General features: G+C 47.9%; 19 protein-coding genes. 8 read left to right on the top strand and 11 right to left on the bottom strand.

Annotated elements, in window-relative coordinates:
• The first annotated feature begins 3 nt into the window (after positions 1-3).
• Positions 4-981, top strand: coding sequence for a glycosyltransferase family 9 protein (locus J3P40_RS16300; protein WP_256007327.1), 978 nt, complete (start codon positions 4-6; stop codon positions 979-981).
• On the opposite strand, the gene J3P40_RS16295 is transcribed toward J3P40_RS16300, so the two are convergent.
• Genes J3P40_RS16295 through J3P40_RS16270 form a run of 6 tightly spaced genes read right to left on the bottom strand, consistent with a single transcriptional unit; the run spans position 930 to position 7,254 of the window.
• Entirely contained in the window at positions 930-2,036 is a 1,107-nt protein-coding gene (locus tag J3P40_RS16295) for a glycosyltransferase family 9 protein (protein WP_256007326.1), read from the bottom strand. The genes J3P40_RS16300 and J3P40_RS16295 overlap by 52 nt on opposite strands.
• Entirely contained in the window at positions 2,036-3,526 is a 1,491-nt protein-coding gene (gene rfaE2 / locus J3P40_RS16290) for a D-glycero-beta-D-manno-heptose 1-phosphate adenylyltransferase (protein WP_256007325.1), read from the bottom strand. Before rfaE2 ends, J3P40_RS16295 begins: the two co-directional genes overlap by 1 nt.
• The gene (locus tag J3P40_RS16285; RefSeq protein ID WP_256007324.1) at positions 3,523-4,134 is read right to left on the bottom strand and encodes a D-glycero-alpha-D-manno-heptose-1,7-bisphosphate 7-phosphatase; all 612 of its coding nucleotides are present in this window, start codon (positions 4,132-4,134) and stop codon (positions 3,523-3,525) included. The genes rfaE2 and J3P40_RS16285 overlap by 4 nt, the downstream gene beginning before the upstream one ends.
• Entirely contained in the window at positions 4,124-6,067 is a 1,944-nt protein-coding gene (locus tag J3P40_RS16280; RefSeq protein ID WP_256007323.1) for a glycosyltransferase, read from the bottom strand. The genes J3P40_RS16285 and J3P40_RS16280 overlap by 11 nt, the downstream gene beginning before the upstream one ends.
• A 10-nt stretch (positions 6,068-6,077) precedes the next feature.
• On the bottom strand, positions 6,078-7,046 hold the full coding sequence (locus tag J3P40_RS16275; protein WP_256007322.1) for a glycosyltransferase family 4 protein: 969 nt from the start codon (positions 7,044-7,046) through the stop codon (positions 6,078-6,080).
• A complete protein-coding gene (locus tag J3P40_RS16270; RefSeq protein WP_256007320.1) occupies positions 7,018-7,254 on the bottom strand; it encodes a hypothetical protein in 237 nt (78 codons plus the stop codon). Before J3P40_RS16270 ends, J3P40_RS16275 begins: the two co-directional genes overlap by 29 nt.
• Positions 7,255-7,422: 168 nt before the next feature.
• On the opposite strand from J3P40_RS16270, the gene J3P40_RS16265 reads away from it, so the two are divergent.
• The 7 genes from J3P40_RS16265 (at position 7,423) to J3P40_RS16235 (ending at position 13,003) form a co-directional block, all read left to right on the top strand.
• Positions 7,423-8,163: a DUF72 domain-containing protein gene (locus J3P40_RS16265; RefSeq protein ID WP_256007319.1), complete on the top strand. Its 741-nt coding sequence runs from the start codon at positions 7,423-7,425 to the stop codon at positions 8,161-8,163.
• Between the two features lie 118 nt (positions 8,164-8,281).
• The gene (gene pfkA, locus J3P40_RS16260) at positions 8,282-9,268 is read left to right on the top strand and encodes a 6-phosphofructokinase (RefSeq protein WP_256007318.1); all 987 of its coding nucleotides are present in this window, start codon (positions 8,282-8,284) and stop codon (positions 9,266-9,268) included.
• A 2-nt stretch (positions 9,269-9,270) separates the two neighbouring features.
• On the top strand, positions 9,271-10,113 hold the full coding sequence (locus J3P40_RS16255; protein WP_256007317.1) for a hypothetical protein: 843 nt from the start codon (positions 9,271-9,273) through the stop codon (positions 10,111-10,113).
• Between the two features lie 10 nt (positions 10,114-10,123).
• Positions 10,124-11,122, top strand: coding sequence for a type I glyceraldehyde-3-phosphate dehydrogenase (gene gap, locus J3P40_RS16250; protein WP_256007316.1), 999 nt, complete (start codon positions 10,124-10,126; stop codon positions 11,120-11,122).
• A 114-nt stretch (positions 11,123-11,236) separates the two neighbouring features.
• A complete protein-coding gene (locus J3P40_RS16245) occupies positions 11,237-11,389 on the top strand; it encodes a hypothetical protein (RefSeq protein WP_256007315.1) in 153 nt (50 codons plus the stop codon).
• 166 nt (positions 11,390-11,555) lie between these two features.
• The gene (locus tag J3P40_RS16240; RefSeq protein WP_256007314.1) at positions 11,556-12,542 is read left to right on the top strand and encodes an SDR family NAD(P)-dependent oxidoreductase; all 987 of its coding nucleotides are present in this window, start codon (positions 11,556-11,558) and stop codon (positions 12,540-12,542) included.
• An 11-nt stretch (positions 12,543-12,553) separates the two neighbouring features.
• Positions 12,554-13,003 carry a GNAT family N-acetyltransferase gene (locus J3P40_RS16235; RefSeq protein WP_256007313.1) on the top strand — a complete coding sequence of 150 codons (450 nt, stop codon included), beginning with the start codon at positions 12,554-12,556 and terminating at the stop codon, positions 13,001-13,003.
• On the opposite strand, the gene J3P40_RS16230 is transcribed toward J3P40_RS16235, so the two are convergent.
• The 5 genes from J3P40_RS16230 to J3P40_RS16210 form a co-directional block, all read right to left on the bottom strand.
• Positions 12,997-13,461, bottom strand: coding sequence for a VOC family protein (locus J3P40_RS16230; protein WP_256007312.1), 465 nt, complete (start codon positions 13,459-13,461; stop codon positions 12,997-12,999). The genes J3P40_RS16235 and J3P40_RS16230 overlap by 7 nt on opposite strands.
• Before the next feature lie 9 nt (positions 13,462-13,470).
• Positions 13,471-14,097 (bottom strand): class I SAM-dependent methyltransferase, encoded by a 627-nt coding sequence (locus tag J3P40_RS16225; RefSeq protein WP_256007311.1) that lies wholly within the window; start codon positions 14,095-14,097, stop codon positions 13,471-13,473.
• A gap of 34 nt (positions 14,098-14,131) precedes the next feature.
• Positions 14,132-14,464, bottom strand: a complete 333-nt coding sequence (locus J3P40_RS16220; RefSeq protein ID WP_256007310.1) for a hypothetical protein — start codon at positions 14,462-14,464, stop codon at positions 14,132-14,134.
• Between the two features lie 75 nt (positions 14,465-14,539).
• Positions 14,540-16,465, bottom strand: a complete 1,926-nt coding sequence (glgB, locus tag J3P40_RS16215; RefSeq protein ID WP_256007309.1) for a 1,4-alpha-glucan branching protein GlgB — start codon at positions 16,463-16,465, stop codon at positions 14,540-14,542.
• The gene (locus J3P40_RS16210) at positions 16,465-18,933 is read right to left on the bottom strand and encodes a glycoside hydrolase family 31 protein (protein ID WP_256007308.1); all 2,469 of its coding nucleotides are present in this window, start codon (positions 18,931-18,933) and stop codon (positions 16,465-16,467) included. Before J3P40_RS16210 ends, glgB begins: the two co-directional genes overlap by 1 nt.
• Between the last annotated feature and the right edge of the window lie 182 nt (positions 18,934-19,115).

The raw sequence follows: 19,115 nt of genomic DNA, 5'->3' as shown, positions 1-19,115 counted from the left end.
AAAATGACACCAGAGGAACCGCATGTGCAGTCAATCGGCATATTCCGTGCCCTGCAGCTTGGCGACATATTGTGTTCGATTCCTGCGATCCGGGCATTGCGGCATGCCTTCCCGCAAGCTAAGATTACGTTTATCGGTTTGCCCTGGACCGCAGATATCATCGCTAGATTTCCGGCATATATTGACGAGTTTATGGATTTCCCCGGTTATCCGGGTTTACCAGAGCAGCCATTTGATGATGTGAATTTTAAGCATTTTCTTCTCGCAACCCGTGCACGTCATTTCGATCTGCTGCTTCAGATGCAGGGTAGCGGAAGTATAGTAAATAACCTGCTGGCCACATTTGGCGCGAAACAATTAGCAGGCTTTTGTGAACAGGAGCCCGGCACTTCCGCGAATTTCCTGTTGTATCCGGACAGCATTCATGAAGTCCACCGTCATCTGGCATTGATGACACATCTGGGTATTCCGCTTTATGGCGATGAGCTTGAATTTCCGCTCCATGAAGCTGACTTTGCAGCTATTGAACCCTGGAAACTTGCACGGCCTTACATATGTGTCCATCCCGGCTCGAGGGGCAACTGGCGACAATGGCCTCCGCAGCACTTCGCCAGCGTGGCCGACCGGTGCGCTGAGCTGGGATACCAGATCGTTATCACTGGCACGGCCAATGAACGCAGTATTGCCGAGGAGATTTCCGGATTGATGGCAAACCCGGCGACCATTACCTCAGGGGAGACTTCACTTGGCGGAGTTGCTGCATTGATCAGCCGGAGTTCGGGATTGATTGCAAATTGCACAGGTGTTTCACATATCGCTGCAGCTTTGAAAAAGCAAAGTGTGATCATTAGTATGGACGGAGAACCTAACCGCTGGGCACCCTTAAATAAGGAGCTTCATAAAACAATTGACTGGACCGTTACACCCGATTATGCCCTTGTGCTCAACGAAGTCTGTAAAGTCTTCCCCCCAGTGTCGTAGAATAAGCCTTTCACCGCCTCCGCTATGGCACCTGCCTCGGGAACAGGCAAATATTCACGGTATAATTCCTTGTTTACATGTTGAATCACCTGGTTGCGACTTTGCAGATGTGCCGCAACGCTGTATTGCAAGACTACAGAGGGAACCATCCAGGGCGTGTGTTGTGGATTAGTTTGTGCATAGAGCACCACCACCGGGGTCTTTACAGCTGCTGCCAGATGTACCGTACCTGTATTTACAGACACGACCAGCGCTGCATGCGCAATCAGGTTTGCAAACTCAGCAAGCGACAAGTCCTCCTCAAAGATGAATGCCTTAACGCCTGACTCCTTCCTGATCTTATTCAGAACAGCCCTTTCAGCGGCCCCACCGGTCAGCACCAGCGGCAAAGCCAGATCCGCACTTAACAGTTTTAAAAGCTCTGTCCAGCCCTTGGCAGGAAACCGACGCTTTTCCTCAGATACGCCAGGGTGAACAATTAAAAAGGGCTGGTTCAGGTTTAGCCCTATAGCCTTTGTCTTCAGCTCAAGAGACTTTTCGGCCTCCGACGGTATATAAATACTGATCTCTTTATGCTCCGTCCGGGCGCCAAGTGTTTCCGACAGCAGCAGGTCGCGCTCTACCTGGTGAAGGATCCGGCTATATGGTTCTTCATCCGGTATCCAGTCGCTTAGCAATCCGTAGGGGTTTTCGCGACAGTACGCCGCCCTTTTGGGTATCTGAGCCATATAGGCAAGCATTGCTGCGGGGAGCGGGCTCTGACTATATACCGTAAAAATCACACATCCGTCGAACCCCCGGGCGTTCAGCTCGGCAGCCAGCGTCGCTACAGAATCCGCGGGGGCATTCAGTTTAACCCAGGGCAGATCGGCTTCAATGACTTCGTCGATCTCCGGTATGAGCACGCCTGCCTCGGAGCCGCGCGAGGAACTGAGCAACGTAATTCGGCAGTGAAAACTCTGCTTCAGGGACCTGATGGCTGGCGCGCTCATCAGCACATCGCCCATATTATCGGCCCGTATACATAGTATATTTCTGCAGTTTGCCCAGCTCATCAGTTAATTACAGCAATCTTCAGGTGGCCGTCTTTCCTTACCCGGTTTATGATCTGGGTGGTCGACTGATTACTTACAAAGGGAAGGAACTCTATTTTGCAGCCTATCTTCCGCAATAGTGCTTCTTCTGGTAAAGCCTTTCCCTGATAGTCGCCCCCCTTTACAAATACGTCCGGTTTTACTAGTCGGATGAGGCTGACTGGCGTATCATCGCGCAGGTTACCAAACGGGATGATGTAGTCGACAAACTCCAGGGCGGCAAGCACCTCAATGCGGTTATCCAGACTATTAATAGGCCGGTCGCTTCCCTTCAGCCGTCTGATGCTTTCATCATTATTCAACCCCACTACCAGCAGATCGCCCATTTCACGGGCCTGTTTAAGATAACTTACGTGGCCGCTATGCAGGATATCAAAACAGCCATTGGTAAACACGATCCGTTTGCCCTCACTTTTAAAAGCCCTGCATTTCTGACGGAACTGACTAAGCAGGCTCACATACTTTTGATTTGTTGTAACCGCATCGAGCAGCTCGTTTGCCTGGCAGATAGCTGTATCGGCGCGTGCAATGGCAATACTTGCAGCGGCAGAAGCAAGATCGGCTGCAACCGGCAAAGCCGCGCCGGCAATAAGCGAAAGCATGAGTGCACTGATGTAGGTATCTCCTGCCCCGCTCACGTTCGGGTTAATGACTTTCCGCGCGTAACCGCGGTGTACAAACTTTCCATCTTCAAAGAAGAGCGCACCATCTTTATCCATTGTTAGCGCTACCAGCGAGGCATTTGTCCGTTTCTGGAAATGCTCGCCAAAGGGCTTTAACTGATCGGCGCGCGATTCACTGCTGTAAGGCAAAGCGAGCAGCCTGATGGCTTCGTCATAGTTGGGCTTCACCAGTGCAGGCGCAATTTCAGCAAAAGCTTCAGCGCGCTTGGCGTCTACGGCGATAAATTTGTCCGCCATCAGCTTGAGCTTTTTAATCTCAGATATCACTGTTGGCGTCAGCGTACCCTTGTTATAGTCGGCGATAAGCACTGCGTCGCACTGAAAATACGCCTGATGCAAACGTTCGATAAAAGCTGTTTCTGCATCTGTTTCCAATGGACTGTCTGTCCCTTCGTCAAAACGCACCAGCGTGTGAGAAGGCGATGTAACCCTGGTCTTTACCAGGGTGCTTCGCTTAGGATCGGCTACCATATAGTCGCGGGAAATCCCTGCCGACTCCAGGAGCCGGGCCGATTGATCCAGTCCGGCATCGTTTCCTGTAACCGTACAAAGGAACACCTTTGCACCAAGTGCACTCAGGTTGGCCGCTGCATTTGCGGCACCTCCCAGACAATGTTTTTTGCTGACGATATCAACAACTGGCACAGAAGCCTCCGGTGCCAGCCTGGTACAGTTTCCCTCCAGGTAAACGTCGAGGATAAAATCGCCAACAACCAGTATCTTATATTTTTTGAACTTCTTAAATAACAACAAATAGTCTGTTTTCATATTCTGTCTGCTTTATTAAGCGCAATTGTGTTATCGGCCAAACTTGCCGCGCCCTCAAGGATATATTCAGCCGCCTCATCTATTGAAGCTGCTATATAATCTGGAACACGACTTTCATTAAGTTCCCACAGTGTTTCATTGCCGTTGTTGATCAGCACTGTCCGGCACCCGGCTGTGTTACCAGCCTCCACGTCGTCTAAAATATCGCCGATCATCCATGAGGCCGACAAATCTATATTCCAGTCGCGCGCGGCAGCTTTCAGCATTCCGGGCCTAGGTTTGCGGCAGTCGCATACCCGGCTATATGGCCCGATTTGTCCGTCGGGATAATGCGGACAAAAGTAAAACTGCATCAGCTCAATACCCTTGGCGGCAAGCAGCGCACGAATCATCTGTTCGACCGGCGCGAGCTGATCTATGCCAAAATATCCCTTAGCTACTCCGGACTGATTTGAGACGACAAAGAGACTATATCCTGCGTCAACAAAACGTTTCAGTCCATTCGTCAGATGATCTGATAAAACGATCCGTTCCGGATTTACGTTATAGGGAACGTCACAGATCAACGTACCGTCCTTATCCAGAAATATTGCCTTTCTAGCTGCCATATCTCTGAGTGTACCTGCCGTGAATACCGGCATAAGAAAACTGTTCCTGGCCATCGAAATTCAACGGTGCGTAAGCCTGGCCCCGGCTAAAGTCGGTACGCGATTGCTCAGGGATGAACAGCCGCTGTTCAATAAGCCCGCACAGTACATGAACCAGATGCAAATGCACTTCCTGAATACGCTGAGAGCTTTGGGAGGGCACAATGAGATTAATATCGCCGTACATTGCCGCCTCACCGCCGTCTTTACCCAACATGGTAATACAGCAAATGTCCATGTCCTTAGCTGTCTGCAACGCTTTAATAATATTAGGCGAAGCCCCGCTGGTACTTAAGCAAAGCAGCACATCGCCAGCCTGTCCGTACGCCTGCACCTGGCGCGCAAAAACGTCGCTAAAGCCAAAATCGTTCGACCAGGCCGTCAGCATAGCGGTATCGGCGGTCAGCGCTATCGCCGGAAGTCCGCGGCGTTCGGGTATCTCAAACCGTCCCAGCAACTCGGCTGAAAAATGCTGACTTTCGGCAGCACTTCCGCCGTTGCCACACACCAGGATTTTGTTTCCCCGCTTCAGAGCGGCCGACATACATTTGGCTGCTTTCGCCACCTGGTCGTTCAGTGCTGAGGCCGACTTGCGAAAGGTCCGCGCGGCATCTTCAAAGGCCTCGTCGATCAGTTTATGCGTAGCCGACAATTTTCGCTCCTGTTCCTCAGAAATCGCAACATACAACTGGCGCACCTGTTCTGCCACCTTCTCCCAGGTAAAATTGGCGTGAACATGCTTCAGGGCATTTTTAGAGAAGCGTTCCAGCAACTGCCGGTCCTGTAAGAGTCCGGTAATCTTTTTCGCAAGCTCGGAAGGTGATTTAGGCGGCACCAAATAACCTGTTTCCCCATCTGCTACGCTATATTTTATTCCGCCTACGGCGGCGCCTATTACAGGCGTACCACAGGCCATAGCCTCAAGGGGTGTAATGCCGAATGGTTCATACCAGGGCGTTGTAATAAAAATGTCGGCAGCATCATAATAAATCTTAAGCTGCTCCCTGTCCTTCCGTCCGGTAAAAACTACACGTGCGGCAACCCCAAGTTTGGTGGCAAGGGCTTTGAGCCTTACTATCTCCGCATCACTTCCCTGATCCTTACCGCTGCTTTCGCCGCCTACGACCAGAAGTTTAACGTCCGATAGATGCTCCGGAAGCAGGGCAAGTGCTTCAATGACATTGTCGACGCCCTTCCTGGGCACCATCCGCCCAAGCTGAAGCAAAACCTTATCATCATCTGCCAGGCCAAGTGCCGTTCTCGAGAGTTTCTTGTCGATCGGGAAAAACTCCTCCGGATTGAAGCCGCAGGGTATGATGCTGATCTTGCGGGCATCTGCACGGTAATAACTGATGAGATCGTCCTTATCCTGCGGACATTCCGCAATAATTACGTCTGCTTCCCGTACAAGTTCTTCCTCTATCTGGAGACGTTCGGCGGGAAAACGGTCGCGTTCCTTTTGATGCTGCCTGCGCACATGACCAAGCGCGTGAAATGTAATCGCAAAAGGGATGTCCATCCATTCCTTTAGTCTCATAGCGACCATCCCGGACATAAAGAAATTCGCATGGACCAGTTCGTAACTCAGGTCTTCAGTATCCATAAATTTGCGCACATTCCGGGCAAACTCACTCATATACGGAAGTATATCTTCCTTCGGAATGCGTTCAGCCGGGCCTGCATCTACATGAATCACCCGGACATTCGGACAATACGGAACCTTGTGGGCAACCTCCTGATCTTCCCGCCGGGTATAAATATCTATTTTGTAGCCTTTTGCTGCGAGCTGCGCAGCCAGTTCACCTACATATACATTCTGGCCGCCGCTGTCAGTACCGCCAAGCGCAGCAAGTGGCGAAGCATGTTCGCTGATGAAAGCAATTCTCTTTTTCATAGGTCAGATTTTAATTGTGAGCGTTAACTACCTCGTTAAATAGTGATGTCCATTCCTCTGCGAAGCGCTTAATATTGAATCGACGGAGTGCCTCCTGCCTGGCATTACGGCCCATTTCTTCGGCTTCGGCGGGGTGACTAAGCAAATATTCCATCTTGCTGATCAGGAAATCTATATCAGTATGGACATATCCCGAATAACCATTTTTGATCGTTACGGCCATCTCTGTAGTGGCAAGCCCAACCACAGGCAGGCCGAGCATCATGCTTTCGCATACCGCAAGGCCCAGGCTCGTATATCTGATCGGGTTAAAGAAGAACCGGTATTTAGAAGTAAAAGCCGGCAGATCCGGATGCAGCACTTCACCGATCCCATATTTTTCTGCCCCCATGCCCACCAGATCGAGCGGTATGCGTTCCCGTACCTGCTCAAAAATATCAAGCCCGAGCAAGCGGCCGCGAGTGGGCAGGTTGTTGATCACCACAATACCCCGTTCTGTTTTTTCCTGTGCAGGCAGTTCGGGTACCAGTACGCCATGTTCTATAACGCGGGTCTTTAACCCATAGTTATCCCACATCAGTGCGTTAAAATGGGTGACATGTACCAGCAAGACCTTCGGATCAGTAACGGGATGCCGGGCATTTGTAGGATGATCCCAGGGCGGATCATGTTCCAGGTATATCCGGGGGAGCGCGCGTTGTGTATCTGATAATATCTCGTACTGGTCGACCAGATAATTCTCGTCCGTCTGGTACAGGATGAGGTCGAAACTCATGTTCCTTACTTCATTGGCTGGTACTTCGTGGACGTTATCCCCAAAAGGAAAGGTCGACCCCCGTCCGTAATAGCCTTCGGTCCGCTGCTCCTTTACCGGAATGTAGATCTCATAATCACCCTGCGAGAGGTAAAAAAGATAACTTCCGTGAATATGCCAGGTAAAAATTCTGAGTTTACATTGCCGATCCACCCGTGCTCTCATCTATATCCATGTCCTCAACATCATTTTCCTGAGAACCGACGCCAGATGCGTCGCGCTCATCACTTTTTGTATCCGGTGAGTTCGAGATGTCCAATTCCGGATTGGTGTCGGCATCGCTGCCTTTGATCTGATCTTCGGGAACTACACCTGTGTTGATATGCTTATCACGCTCGGCGTCATTCTTCAGCTGTTCATTTTGATTTTCCATAACGATAGGTTGATTTATTGTAGATGATTAACAACGCAAGTCTGAAACTGTGTTCCCTCTAACGTTATCGGGTATTTTTCCCCGCTGAAAGAAGTAGAAGTACTAGGTTTGCCGTCATAAATTCACAGCCGCACGTTTTTTGCTGAACTCTGTAAAAGGAAACAAGATATGATTACATCAATCGGTTGTTCGGGATTCCACTATAAGCACTGGGTCGGGGATTTCTATCCGGAAGACCTGCCGCAGAAGAAATGGTTTGAATTTTACTGTGAGCATTTCAAAACCCTGGAACTGAATGTTACGTTTTACCGCTTTCCGCGATTACCTGTACTAAAAAGCTGGTATGAGCAGAGCCCGGACAATTTTTTGTTCGCCGTTAAAGCCCCCAGATCCATCACACATTATAAGAAAATGACTGGTGCGTCGCAAATGATAAGCGACTTCTACCTCGTTGTTGAGAACGGGCTGAAAGAGAAACTGGGATGCACGCTCTGGCAGTTTCCTCCAAACTTCACATTTTCAGAAGAGCGGCTCAGCCGGATCACGGGAGGGTTAGACAAACACATCCGCAATGTAGTTGAGTTCAGACACGAAAGCTGGTGGAAACAAGAGGTGTGGGACCAGCTTGCTGAACACCGTATCAGCTTCTGTGGAATGAGCCATCCGGATTTCCCGGATAACATGGTAAGCAACACCGACCTGCTGTATTACCGCATGCATGGCGGGCAGCAGCTTTATGCCTCGGAGTATTCAAAGCAGGAGCTGGACAGTTTTGCAAACAACCTGAAAATGAGGGCATATATCGAACAAGCTTTCATTTATTTCAACAATGATGTACAGGGCTATGCAGTTACGAACGCTAAATATTTGCAGTCTGCTTTACAACAGCCTGTGCAGGGCGGAAAGTAATCGGTCTTTAATTTTTTTATGTTGACGCAAATAAATATACTTGCTGCCAAATTGCATGTGAAAATGCAAAATAAATTACTTAGTGTAAATAATACACGCTATATTCGTACATACAATCATGAAACCAAATATTAAAAATATAGCTGTACTCACCTCAGGGGGCGATGCGCCCGGAATGAACGCCTGTATCAGGGCTGTAGTGCGGACAGGAATTTACAATGGCGTTAATATGTTCGGTGTAATGCAAGGCTATCAGGGTCTGATAGACAACAACATCAACCCTATGAATGCCAGATCTGTGAGCAACATCATTCACCTTGGAGGTACAATTTTAAAGACTGCCCGCTGTCTTGATTTCAAGACCGACGAGGGACTTGACATAGCATTTAAAAACCTTAAAGAAAGAGACATAGACGGCCTCGTTGTTATTGGGGGCGACGGCACCTTTACCGGTGCGCTGCGTTTCGCAAAGAAGCACGGCGTTCGGGTTATGGGCGTACCGGGCACCATTGATAACGACCTTTATGGATCTGACTTTACCCTGGGATACGATACCGCTATCAACACGGTAATTGAAGCTATTGATAAGATCAGGGATACTGCCGATTCGCACGACCGGCTGTTCTTTATTGAAGTAATGGGCCGCGACTCTGGCTGCATCGCATTAAGGAGCGCTATATCAAGCGGTGCCGAAGCAGTGCTGCTTCCGGAACGCCACACGAGTCTTGACGAGCTTATCGCACAACTGGAATCAGGTGCTTCGACCAAGAAGTCTTCAAGCATCGTTATCGTATCCGAAGGGCATAAATCGGGCGGCGCGTACGACATAGCGAAGAAAGTTAAGGAGCGTTTCAACCATTATGATACCAAGGTAACCATACTCGGGCACCTTCAGCGTGGCGGTAGCCCGAGCAGTTTCGACAGGATACTTGGCAGCAGATTAGGATTTGCTGCAGTAAATGAATTGCTTCGAGGCAACACCATGCACATGGTTGGTCTTCGCGGAAACGATATCCAGGCCACCAGTATTGAGGAAGCGCTCAACAAGCACAGCTTTAAGCTGGAAAGTGATTTATTGGAAATGACTAAAGTATTGTCTATATAAGTATGATCGCAGTAGTTTACAGCGGTTCAAAAACAGCTTTCTGGAAAATAGCCAGGGACGGCAAGGCAGTGGCAGAATGTACCATGCCTGGCATTAACCCCTGCTTAAATGATCCAAAAGCTATTTTAAACGCGCTGAACAAAAAAACTACACTGATCAATCATGCCGAAAGCATTAAGAAAATTTATGTGTTTGCGGCAGGTGCCTCTTCTCCCGAGCGGAAGAATGAACTTGCAGAAACTCTTGGACAATTTTTCCGCTACAGTAAGATCCTAGTTAAGGATGATATTTACGGTGCAGCTATTTCAGCGTGCTACAACCATACAGGTATTGTAGGTATTTTGGGTAGCGGGGCCAACTGTGCATATTTTGACGGGAAAAACCCGGAGAAGAACAATTACGGACTAGGTTTCATTCTTGGTGATGAAGGTTCGGCAAATTACCTGGGCAAAGTACTGCTCAAGCACTTTATGCAGAATAAGCTTCCTGAGGACCTTCACAAAAAGTTCGAAGTCAAATATAATCTGGACCGGCCCCAGATATTGGAGCGGGTCTATAAAAAACCAATGGCTCAGCAATTTTTGAGTTCCTTTTTTGACTTTTTTATAGAAAACAGGGACCATAAATATATACTTGATATGGTAAACCAAGCGTTTGAAAGATATTACCATATCTATATGCTGCCTACCGTAAAACAGCACCCCGGTCATGATATTCATTTCGTGGGTCTGGTAGCAGGAACATTTCAGGATCAGCTGCGTGCCATAGCAAAACAGCATGGGCTAAGCATTACATCAATAACTAAAGAACCGATTTATAATTTACTAAACTACTATTCAAATTAATTCAATAAAAATGAGCAAAATTGGAATAAACGGCTTTGGCCGTATCGGCAGACTGGTTTTCAGGGCTGCATTGAAAAGAGGATTGGACATCGTTGCTATCAACGACCTTGTAGAACCAGATTACATGGCTTACATGTTGCGTTATGATTCTACCCACGGTAAATTCGATGGAACAATTGAAGTAAAAGACGGAAACCTTGTAGTAAACGGAAAAACAATCCGCATTACTGCAGAGCGTGACCCTGCAAACCTGAAGTGGGATGAAGTAGGTGTTGAGACCGTTATAGAATCAACAGGTCTGTTCCTTACTAAAGCAGATGCTGAAAAACACCTTGCAGCCGGAGCAAAAAGAGTAGTTTTCTCTGCCCCTGCCAAAGATGATACCCCTACTTATGTAATGGGCGTTAATCACCACAAACTTACTGCAGATCAGACAATCGTGTCAAACGCATCATGTACAACCAACTGTTTAGCACCTATTGCTAAAGTATTGAATGATAAATTCGGTATCGTAGAAGGATTAATGAGCACCATCCACGCAGTAACAGCTACACAAAAAACTGTAGACGGCCCATCTGCTAAAGATTGGAGAGGTGGACGCGGCGGATTTTCAAACATCATTCCATCGTCGACCGGTGCTGCAAAAGCAGTAGGTCTGGTTCTTCCTGAACTGAAAGGTAAACTAACCGGCATGTCATTCCGCGTTCCTGTGGCAGACGTTTCTGTTGTTGACCTTACTGTACGTTTAGAGAAACCAGCAACTTACGAAGAAGTAAAACAAGCCATGAAAGAAGCCTCAGAAGGCGAACTGAAAGGCGTACTAGGATATACTGAAGACGAAGTGGTATCAACAGATTTCATCGGAGATGATCACGCATCTATTTTCGACGCGAAAGCGGGAATCTCACTGAACGACAACTTCGTTAAAGTGGTTTCATGGTATGATAACGAATGGGGCTATTCAACAGCATTGGCCAAATTCGTAGAATACTACGGAAACTTAAAGTAAAACCCGTTCATACAGGTTTATATTTGGTTAGAAAAAGGGATGTGTCCGGATGGAACATCCCTTTTAGTTTTTTCTAAGGAAACTTTTTCCCAGGCTGAGTGTTATCAACAAACTATGAAAAAACTGGAATCATTCGACTGGCTATTAATATTCTTATTTATCGGAACCTTAATTTTTGGCGTCGTTGTTGCCCTTGAACGCGATCAAAAAGATACCAAAGCGAGTTTTAAAACGCTACACGAGAATAGACAAATATACCACGCATAGGCAGTGCAACGGCTAAGAATTTATACGGGGGGAACTGGAGATAAATACTGAACTGAAAATTCTAACGAACTTGTTTTAACCGGCTTTTGTTAGCGTAGACACGGACATCCCGTGACGTCAATTACCAAAAGCTATGAACTCGAACCCCTATTTAATCAAATACCTTATGGCAGTCGCCATAACAATAGTATCGTTAGGTTGCGCCACATCAAAACTCGGCAAACCGGGACAGCAGAAAATAAACGGCAAAACCTATGTGATCATTGGCGCCTCCAGCGGTTTTGGCCGCGGCGTAGCTGAAGAGCTTGGCCGGTACAAGGCCAATGTTGTCATTGCCGCCAGGCGGGAAAACGATCTGGAGGAAGTCGCGACAAACATACGCAACGCTGGTGGTACAGCCCTGGTGGTGCCTATGGATATCAGTAAACCCGAGGATATAGAGCGGCTAACCAAGGCGGCGGTGGACAAGTACGGAAAAATTGATGTATGGATCAACATGGCCGGCGTTGGGGCTATAGGACGGTTCTGGGATATTCCCATTGCAGATCAGGCCAGGCTTGTCGACATTAACCTCAAAGGCTTTATCTACGCCTCGCACGCAGCCGTTCAGCTCTTCCGGTCGCAGGGATATGGTACCATCATCAACATGGGTTCTATAGAAAGTCACAATCCCCTTGCTTATCATGCCAGCTATGCCGCCACAAAAGGGGGCATTCTTAATCTTAGCCAGGCCATCAATCAGGAACTTCGACTTAACGGCTATAAAAAAATCAAAATAGTCACCGTGCAACCCTGGGCGGCAGACACTCCGTTCTGGCGTCACGCTGCCAATTACAGCGGCGGAACGCCCAGAATGGCCGCAATGGATCCACCGGAGAAAGTTGTCAACGCCGTAATCCGGATGTCGCTGCGCCCCCGAAAGGAACTCGCTGTGGGCTGGAAGGCAAAAGGCGCCAAGTTTTCCCACCGCATATTGCCACATACCACAGAAAGGATCTCTGGGAATATTATACACCGGTATCAGATTAAAACCGCACCACCAGCGCCCGACACCTCCGGATCAGTATTTAAACCGATGCCTGCCGGCACCGGCGTGGATGATGGCGTACGTAAAAGGATGAAAGCGGAAAAAAAAGCCAGAAAAAACAATTAGTTTTGCCAGAAATGGAAATAGCAGAAGACGGTTTCATATTTTCTGATGACAAGAACCGGATCGACCCACAAGCTGTGCACCACTACCTTTCCAAAGAATCGTATTGGGCACAAGACATACCTTTGGAAGTCGTACGGCGGTCCATCGAAAATTCCTTATGTTTCGGCATTTACAAAGAAGCACGGCAAATCGGATTTGCCCGATGGATTACCGACCGCGCTACTTTTGGCTATCTCGCCGATGTTTATGTCTTGCCGGAATATCGGGGTTTAGGCCTGTCTAAGAAACTTATGTCGCTGATGCTTTTTCATCCGGACCTGCAAGGCCTTAGACGCTATATGCTCGGCACACAAGACGCTCATGGGCTCTATGCGCAGTTTGGATTTAAAGCCGTAGAGCACCCGGAAAGGCTAATGGCGATCGTTGTAGCCGACGCTTATAAGCAGGCTGGTGATCAGTGATCGTCGTTCGCTTCAAGCCAATGCCCGTCGGGATCCTTAAAATAGATCTGTTGTATACCGTCGGGCCGCTTTGTAATGGTACTAACCTCGCCCGCCCAGTTTTCATAGCGTATCCCCATCTTATCAAGGCCCTTCACAAAACTGTCCATTGAAGCAACGCTGAAACACAAATGCTCATTTTTATCATGCACCTGATCAGGTTTAGCACCCTGAATCAAATGCAACTGTCCGGCAGGCCCCAATGTAAACCAGGTGTGCCTGTTGTCTTTAAAAGGCTCGGGGATAATCTCCAGATCGAATACATTTTTATAGAAATCGGTAGCTTTTTGCAGATCGGCCACATAGACAGCAATGTGGTTTAGCTTTACTGCTACTTTCTTTTGGGTGGATTGCGCCATAGAATGATGGATAAATACGGAAGACAATAAGAAAACTGCTGAGCAAAATAGTACTTTCATAAGCAAGGTCTAAACTTTCCTCAACAAGATCGTCAAAATCCTTGGTATAACCGTGCGGTTGTTGTTATCAAAATATTCCTCCAGATCTACTAATGCCAGGCCGTGCTTCTTACCGGCTTGAATAAAGTCGGACACGTTATGATTAAATGCATCCACCTCCTGGCGTCCTTCTTCCGTTTCGAACCGGGCACGAGTCCCTTCGTATTGCTTAAACGGATGCAGTTCGCCTACATAAACATATCCACCGGAGTTTAATGATTTAGCGGCCTGATTAAAAATATAATCCAGGTTATCTATATGCTCAAGCACAAGACTAAAGGTTACCAGGTCGTACAGCCCGTCCCTGAAGTTCCATTTCGAAGTAATATCTGCCTGTTTAAATTCCACACGGTTTGAACTGATCTTGTCTTTAGCCCGCGCCAGCATCTGCTCGGAGAAGTCGACCGCCGTAATCAGCGCGGCCCTTTCCATAAGCCATTCTGTATTCTTACCAGTACCGCAGCCGATTTCCAATACTTTATTGAACGGAACACTGGCGAGACAAATCTTCAAAGCCAGGCCTTCAAGGTCGCGCGTTTTATTGTCGTTCGTATCGTACTGTGCAGCCCAGATGTTATATGCCTGTTTGGTATTCATGTTTCCAAATTGAGGCTGCAAAGATAGCGAATACCTAAATATTTTTAGGATTATATGCGCCGTGGTCGCGATCATTTCCGCGATTCATGGCATCGTCCGACTGATCATCATCTGATTCGCTATCGGCAATATCTCTCAATCCTGCCGCTTCAGGCCCCTCTTCTTCGTCGTGTTTGGTTTTACCCTCGCGCATCTCCGAGATACTGAGGTTAACATCAATGTCGTTCACACGCTTATCCTCTCTACCCTTAAGCGTATTGCCATTACCGCTGTTCTCAAATCCAGGATCTACACTTGGATTCTCCAGATGCGCATCATCATTGATCTGATCAGGAACTTTATTGCTGTGGTTATCTTGCGTTTCCATTGCTGTTGTTCTAAATGTATATCACTACAACAAAACTGTTACACGAAAGGTTTTCGGAGAGGAGATTACTTCGTACTAGCTCTTTTTTCCCCTGACAGGTACCTGCTTTAAAACGACCGCAGCCAAAGGCGGCACATTTAGCACCATAGAAGACGGTCTGCCGTGGCATTCTTCAGCCTCAGGCGACAGCACACCTGTATTTCGTTTGCCGCTGCCGTAGAATTCTTCCGCATCTGTGTTGAATATCTCCTGCCATTTAGCCTTAACTGGCAAACCTACGCGGTAGTTTTCCCTGTATACAGGTGTCAGGTTTAAGATCACGATCAGCGTGTCTTTACCTTTTAAGCCCTTCCTAACATAAATATAAATGGAATGATCAGCATCGTCGGCATTAATCCATTCAAAGCCTTCATAAGAGAAACTATGCTCGTATAGAGCAGGTTCAGACCGGTAAAGGTTGTTCATCGCGCGCACAGCCCTTTGCATACCGAGGTGACTTGGGTACTGGAGTAAATGCCAGTCGAGCGAATTCTTAAAATCCCATTCATGGGTTTGAGCAAACTCGTTGCCCATAAACAAAAGTTTAGTACCCGGGTGGGTAAACATATATGCGTATAAAGCACGCAAATTCGCGTGTTTTTGCCACTCGTCGCCAGGCATTTTATAAATCATTGATGACTTGCCGTGCACCACCTCGTCGTGAGAAAAGGGCAGCATAAAATTTTCGCTGAAGGCATATGTAGCACTGAAAGTGAGCTGATGGTGGTGGTGCTTCCGGGCAATCGGATCCAGCTTAAAATACCTCAGGGTATCGTTCATCCAGCCCATCATCCATTTCATCCCGAATCCCAGTCCCCCGGCATACACAGGATTAGTAACGCCCGGATAAGTGCTGCTTTCCTCCGCTATGGTTTGCACACCAGGAAAACTACCGTAAACTGACTCATTCAAGTCTTTTAAGAACTGTATAGCTCCCAGGTTCTCGCTACCGCCGTACTCATTGGTTGCCGCCTCGGCCGCCGTTCTTGAAAAGTCGAAATATAACATTGACGCCACCGCATCGACCCGCAGTCCGTCTACATGGAACTGATCCAGCCAGTACATGGCATTGCTGATCAAGAAGGACCGTACCTCATTCCGGTCGTAATTAAAAATATACGATTTCCAGTCAGGATGAAAGCCCTTACGCATATCCGCATGCTCATACAAGTGCGTTCCGTCAAATTCATATAAGCCATGCGCATCTCCCGGAAAGTGTGATGGTACCCAATCTAAAATAACCCCGATGTTGTGCTTGTGTAGTTGTTCTATCAGATACATCAATTCCTGGGCAGTTCCATGTCTGGAACTTGCAGCAAAGTAACCGGTGATCTGGTATCCCCAGGATGGATAATAAGGGTATTCCATCACCGGCATCAGCTCGACATGTGTAAAACCCATGTCGAGTACATAGGGCACCAGTGCCTCTGCTATCTCCTTATAGGTCAGGATCCTTTTTGGGTCAGACGGGTCCCGCCGCCAGGAGCCGAGATGCAGTTCATACACCGTCATAGGCTGTTTCAGAGCATCTACCCGTGCGCGACGGTTCATCCAGGTTTTATCTTTCCATGCATAAGCCGTATCCCATACCATAGAGGCCGTACGCGGAGGGCGCTCCCATCGTCTTGCAAAAGGGTCGCCTTTTTCCCGTTCTACCCCATCATAACCTTTGATGGCATACTTATAGATCTGGCCCTTATGAACCCCCGGGATAAAGCCCTCCCAGATGCCCGACGAATCCAGTCGCCTGTACAGCTGATGAGACGCCCGGTCCCATTGATTAAAGTCGCCAATAACACTTACCGACTGCGCATTGGGCGCCCAGACCGAAAAGTAAGTACCTGCTTCGCCGTTTACCGTAATGATATGCGACCCAAACTTTTCATACAATCTAAAATGCTTACCTGTTACGAACAAGGAAATGTCGAAATCGCTGAACAAGCTGTGGGTCATTACTTTCATTAGCTGTAGATTTTTATTGTCGTAAAGTTCTTGTTTGACTTAAAATGCAGGCAATTGCGTTCATCCATGCTGTAATCGGTTACTTCCTTATCGTCTACAGTAATCCGCGCGACGCTAAATGGTAACCCGACTACATTATAGCTGTACCACTCATAATTCGGGGTATATAGGCCTTCCCTGCTTTGTTCAATAATCAAGCCACTGCTGCTGCCTTTTACGGCAAACTTCTTTTCCGAGTATATATCCTGCTCGTATGCAAATGTATCGCCATGATCCTCGTACAGGAAAGAGTTTACCTCATAGTCTGCATAATAAATATTCAGTAACACCTCCGTCACTTCCTTCTCGCCCACGTATTGCATTACAGGGTATTCCGGAATAACGGAACCTGAACGGACAAACAACGGCATATGATCTAGCGGTGTTTCGATCAGGTGCTCGCTTTCGCCCTGCAGCACCTCGTGCGTCCAGAAGTTATACCAGTTACCTTTAGGCAGGTACACCCTTCGTGATGCAGCGCCCTGTTCCAGAACCGGGCACACAAGTATCTTGTCGCCAAAAGTAAACTCGTCCTGACGGAAGCTCATACTCTCGTTCTCCTGCTCCAGCATAACCAGCGGACGAAGAATAGGAAAACCATAACGGTGATGCTCCCAGAACACCGAATACAGGTAAGGCAACAGGCGGTAGCGGAGCTCAATGTACGTACGGTTTATGCTCGTATATGGTTCACCGAAACTCCAGGGCTCCCTTTCGGCGGTATCTCCGGCCGAATGTGCGCGCATAAAAGGAGAAAAAGTTCCAAGCTGAATCCATCGGGTAAACAATTCCGGATCAGGCTCACCACTAAAGCCCCCGATATCGGTTCCGCAGAAAGGCACGCCTGAGATCGACATCCGCTGACACTGTATGTTCCCAATCTTGAGGTGTTCCCAGGTAGCCACATTATCGCCGGTCCATACACAGCCATAACGCTGCATGCCGGAGTAGCCCGCGCGGGTAATGGTAAACGGTCTCTTGTTGCGCATCAGTTTCTTTAAGCCATCGTATGTTGAGCGCACCATTTGCATTCCGTAAACATTATGTGCCTTGCGGTGCGAACCACGGTAACCATCATAATTGTGGCGCACATCATTGGGGAAGGTACCTGAACCGAACACCGCCGGTTCGTTCATATCGTTCCATACACCCGCAACGCCAATCTCCACAAGCTCCTTGTACAAACCGCCCCACCATTCGCGAACGGTTGGGTTCGTGAAATCCGGAAACTGACAACGGCCCGGCCATACATGCCCCTCCATAAAATAGTCGTCACTACGGCGACAGAAGTAATTGTTTTCCTTTCCTTCTTTAAACACCCAGTAATTATCGTCTACTTTAATTCCCGGATCTATCATCACCACCGTTTTGAAACCATCGGTGGCCAGTTCCTTGATCATCCGTTTCGGGTCCGGGAAATGACTTTTATTCCAGGTGAAACAGCGGTAACCATCCATATAGTCGATGTCCAGGTATATCGCGTCACAAGGGATACTCCTGGACCTGAATCCCTCGGCGATCTCCTTAACCTTGCTCTCCGGATAATAGCTCCAGCGGCATTGATGGTATCCCAAAGCCCATTTTGGAGGCATCGGATGGGTGCCCGTTAAGCTCTGGTAGCGCTTCACCACATCCATAAAATGCGGCCCATGCATATAGTAATATTGCAGCTCCCCGCCGTCGGCCCAGAAGCTTGTCTTCTCGGCATCTTCCCTGCCGAAGTCGAAATACGACCGAAAGGTATTATCGAAGAAAATTCCGTAGGCCGACTTATCATGCACGCCAATATAAAACGGAATGGTGCGATACAGCGGGTCCTGATCCCAGCCAAAGGAATATGCGTCTGTATTCCAGTTTTGAAAATGCCTGCCACGCAGGTTCATATTGCCCGATTTGTCGCCCAATCCGAAAAAGTTCTCCTCCGTGAGACATTTTTTTGTGGCGTATACATAATAGCCACCAAAGTCTGCATTCTCCTCCCAGTGCATAGGAGATACATCCTGACTCATTACTACCTGCGTTTGCTTATCCAGAAATGAGATCAAAAAATCGTCTTTGCGCACACGGCAAACGACCGTATTCGTAGATATATCAAAGTGCTCAGGGAATTCCTCCAGTCGGAATGTAGTTACTTTCTGGTCGACCACCGGCACGGCGTATGAGAAATCATCGAGGAACACGCCATGCGGAGCGAGCCGTATACGAATGATCTCATCGCTCACTATTCTGATCTCTACCTTGGCGCTGCCATCACCAAAAATGTATCTGTTACCATCCTGCCAGACCTTTTTAACTGAGTCCAGATACTTTTTTACGATGGCTTCGGCCCCAGCCACCGGATTGTTGAGATGCTGAACCACCTCATCACCTGTACTATCACTTATCTTCTGATTAAATATTTCCTTGCCAACTTCTGTTTGCTCTTCCATGAAAATCGTTTTATTATCCTATCCCTTCAATACCTGATGTATTGTACCATCTAAAAGTGTAAAAATTTCAATTAAAACCCAAGAGATATTGAAAGAACGACGAGCAAGCTTAGAAAGTACTGTGTAATACCTGCGCGCTGACGTACGCTCTGCGCTTTTATGTCGCTTTTCCTTCGGATTGC

This window comes from Pedobacter deserti, from assembly GCF_024436415.1.
Lineage (GTDB): Bacteria > Bacteroidota > Bacteroidia > Sphingobacteriales > Sphingobacteriaceae > Pedobacter > Pedobacter faecalis.
Note: the sequence above shows the minus strand (reverse complement) of the source record. Positions and strands in the feature narration are given on the sequence as shown.

Bases quoted from the DNA above. Each gene is read 5' to 3' on its own strand.
- J3P40_RS16285 (WP_256007324.1), bottom strand. From the start codon at position 4,134: ATGGCAGCTAGAAAGGCAATATTTCTGGATAAGGACGGTACGTTGATC.
- J3P40_RS16300 (WP_256007327.1), top strand. From the start codon at position 4: ATGACACCAGAGGAACCGCATGTGCAGTCAATCGGCATATTCCGTGCC.
- J3P40_RS16240 (WP_256007314.1), top strand. From the start codon at position 11,556: ATGGCAGTCGCCATAACAATAGTATCGTTAGGTTGCGCCACATCAAAA.
- J3P40_RS16265 (WP_256007319.1), top strand. From the start codon at position 7,423: ATGATTACATCAATCGGTTGTTCGGGATTCCACTATAAGCACTGGGTC.
- J3P40_RS16230 (WP_256007312.1), bottom strand. From the start codon at position 13,461: ATGAAAGTACTATTTTGCTCAGCAGTTTTCTTATTGTCTTCCGTATTT.
- J3P40_RS16235 (WP_256007313.1), top strand. From the start codon at position 12,554: ATGGAAATAGCAGAAGACGGTTTCATATTTTCTGATGACAAGAACCGG.
- gap (WP_256007316.1), top strand. From the start codon at position 10,124: ATGAGCAAAATTGGAATAAACGGCTTTGGCCGTATCGGCAGACTGGTT.
- glgB (WP_256007309.1), bottom strand. From the start codon at position 16,465: ATGAAAGTAATGACCCACAGCTTGTTCAGCGATTTCGACATTTCCTTG.
- J3P40_RS16220 (WP_256007310.1), bottom strand. From the start codon at position 14,464: ATGGAAACGCAAGATAACCACAGCAATAAAGTTCCTGATCAGATCAAT.
- J3P40_RS16275 (WP_256007322.1), bottom strand. From the start codon at position 7,046: ATGAGAGCACGGGTGGATCGGCAATGTAAACTCAGAATTTTTACCTGG.
- J3P40_RS16245 (WP_256007315.1), top strand. From the start codon at position 11,237: ATGAAAAAACTGGAATCATTCGACTGGCTATTAATATTCTTATTTATC.
- pfkA (WP_256007318.1), top strand. From the start codon at position 8,282: ATGAAACCAAATATTAAAAATATAGCTGTACTCACCTCAGGGGGCGAT.
- J3P40_RS16210 (WP_256007308.1), bottom strand. From the start codon at position 18,933: ATGGAAGAGCAAACAGAAGTTGGCAAGGAAATATTTAATCAGAAGATA.
- J3P40_RS16295 (WP_256007326.1), bottom strand. From the start codon at position 2,036: ATGAGCTGGGCAAACTGCAGAAATATACTATGTATACGGGCCGATAAT.
- rfaE2 (WP_256007325.1), bottom strand. From the start codon at position 3,526: ATGAAAACAGACTATTTGTTGTTATTTAAGAAGTTCAAAAAATATAAG.
- J3P40_RS16280 (WP_256007323.1), bottom strand. From the start codon at position 6,067: ATGAAAAAGAGAATTGCTTTCATCAGCGAACATGCTTCGCCACTTGCT.
- J3P40_RS16255 (WP_256007317.1), top strand. From the start codon at position 9,271: ATGATCGCAGTAGTTTACAGCGGTTCAAAAACAGCTTTCTGGAAAATA.
- J3P40_RS16270 (WP_256007320.1), bottom strand. From the start codon at position 7,254: ATGGAAAATCAAAATGAACAGCTGAAGAATGACGCCGAGCGTGATAAG.
- J3P40_RS16225 (WP_256007311.1), bottom strand. From the start codon at position 14,097: ATGAATACCAAACAGGCATATAACATCTGGGCTGCACAGTACGATACG.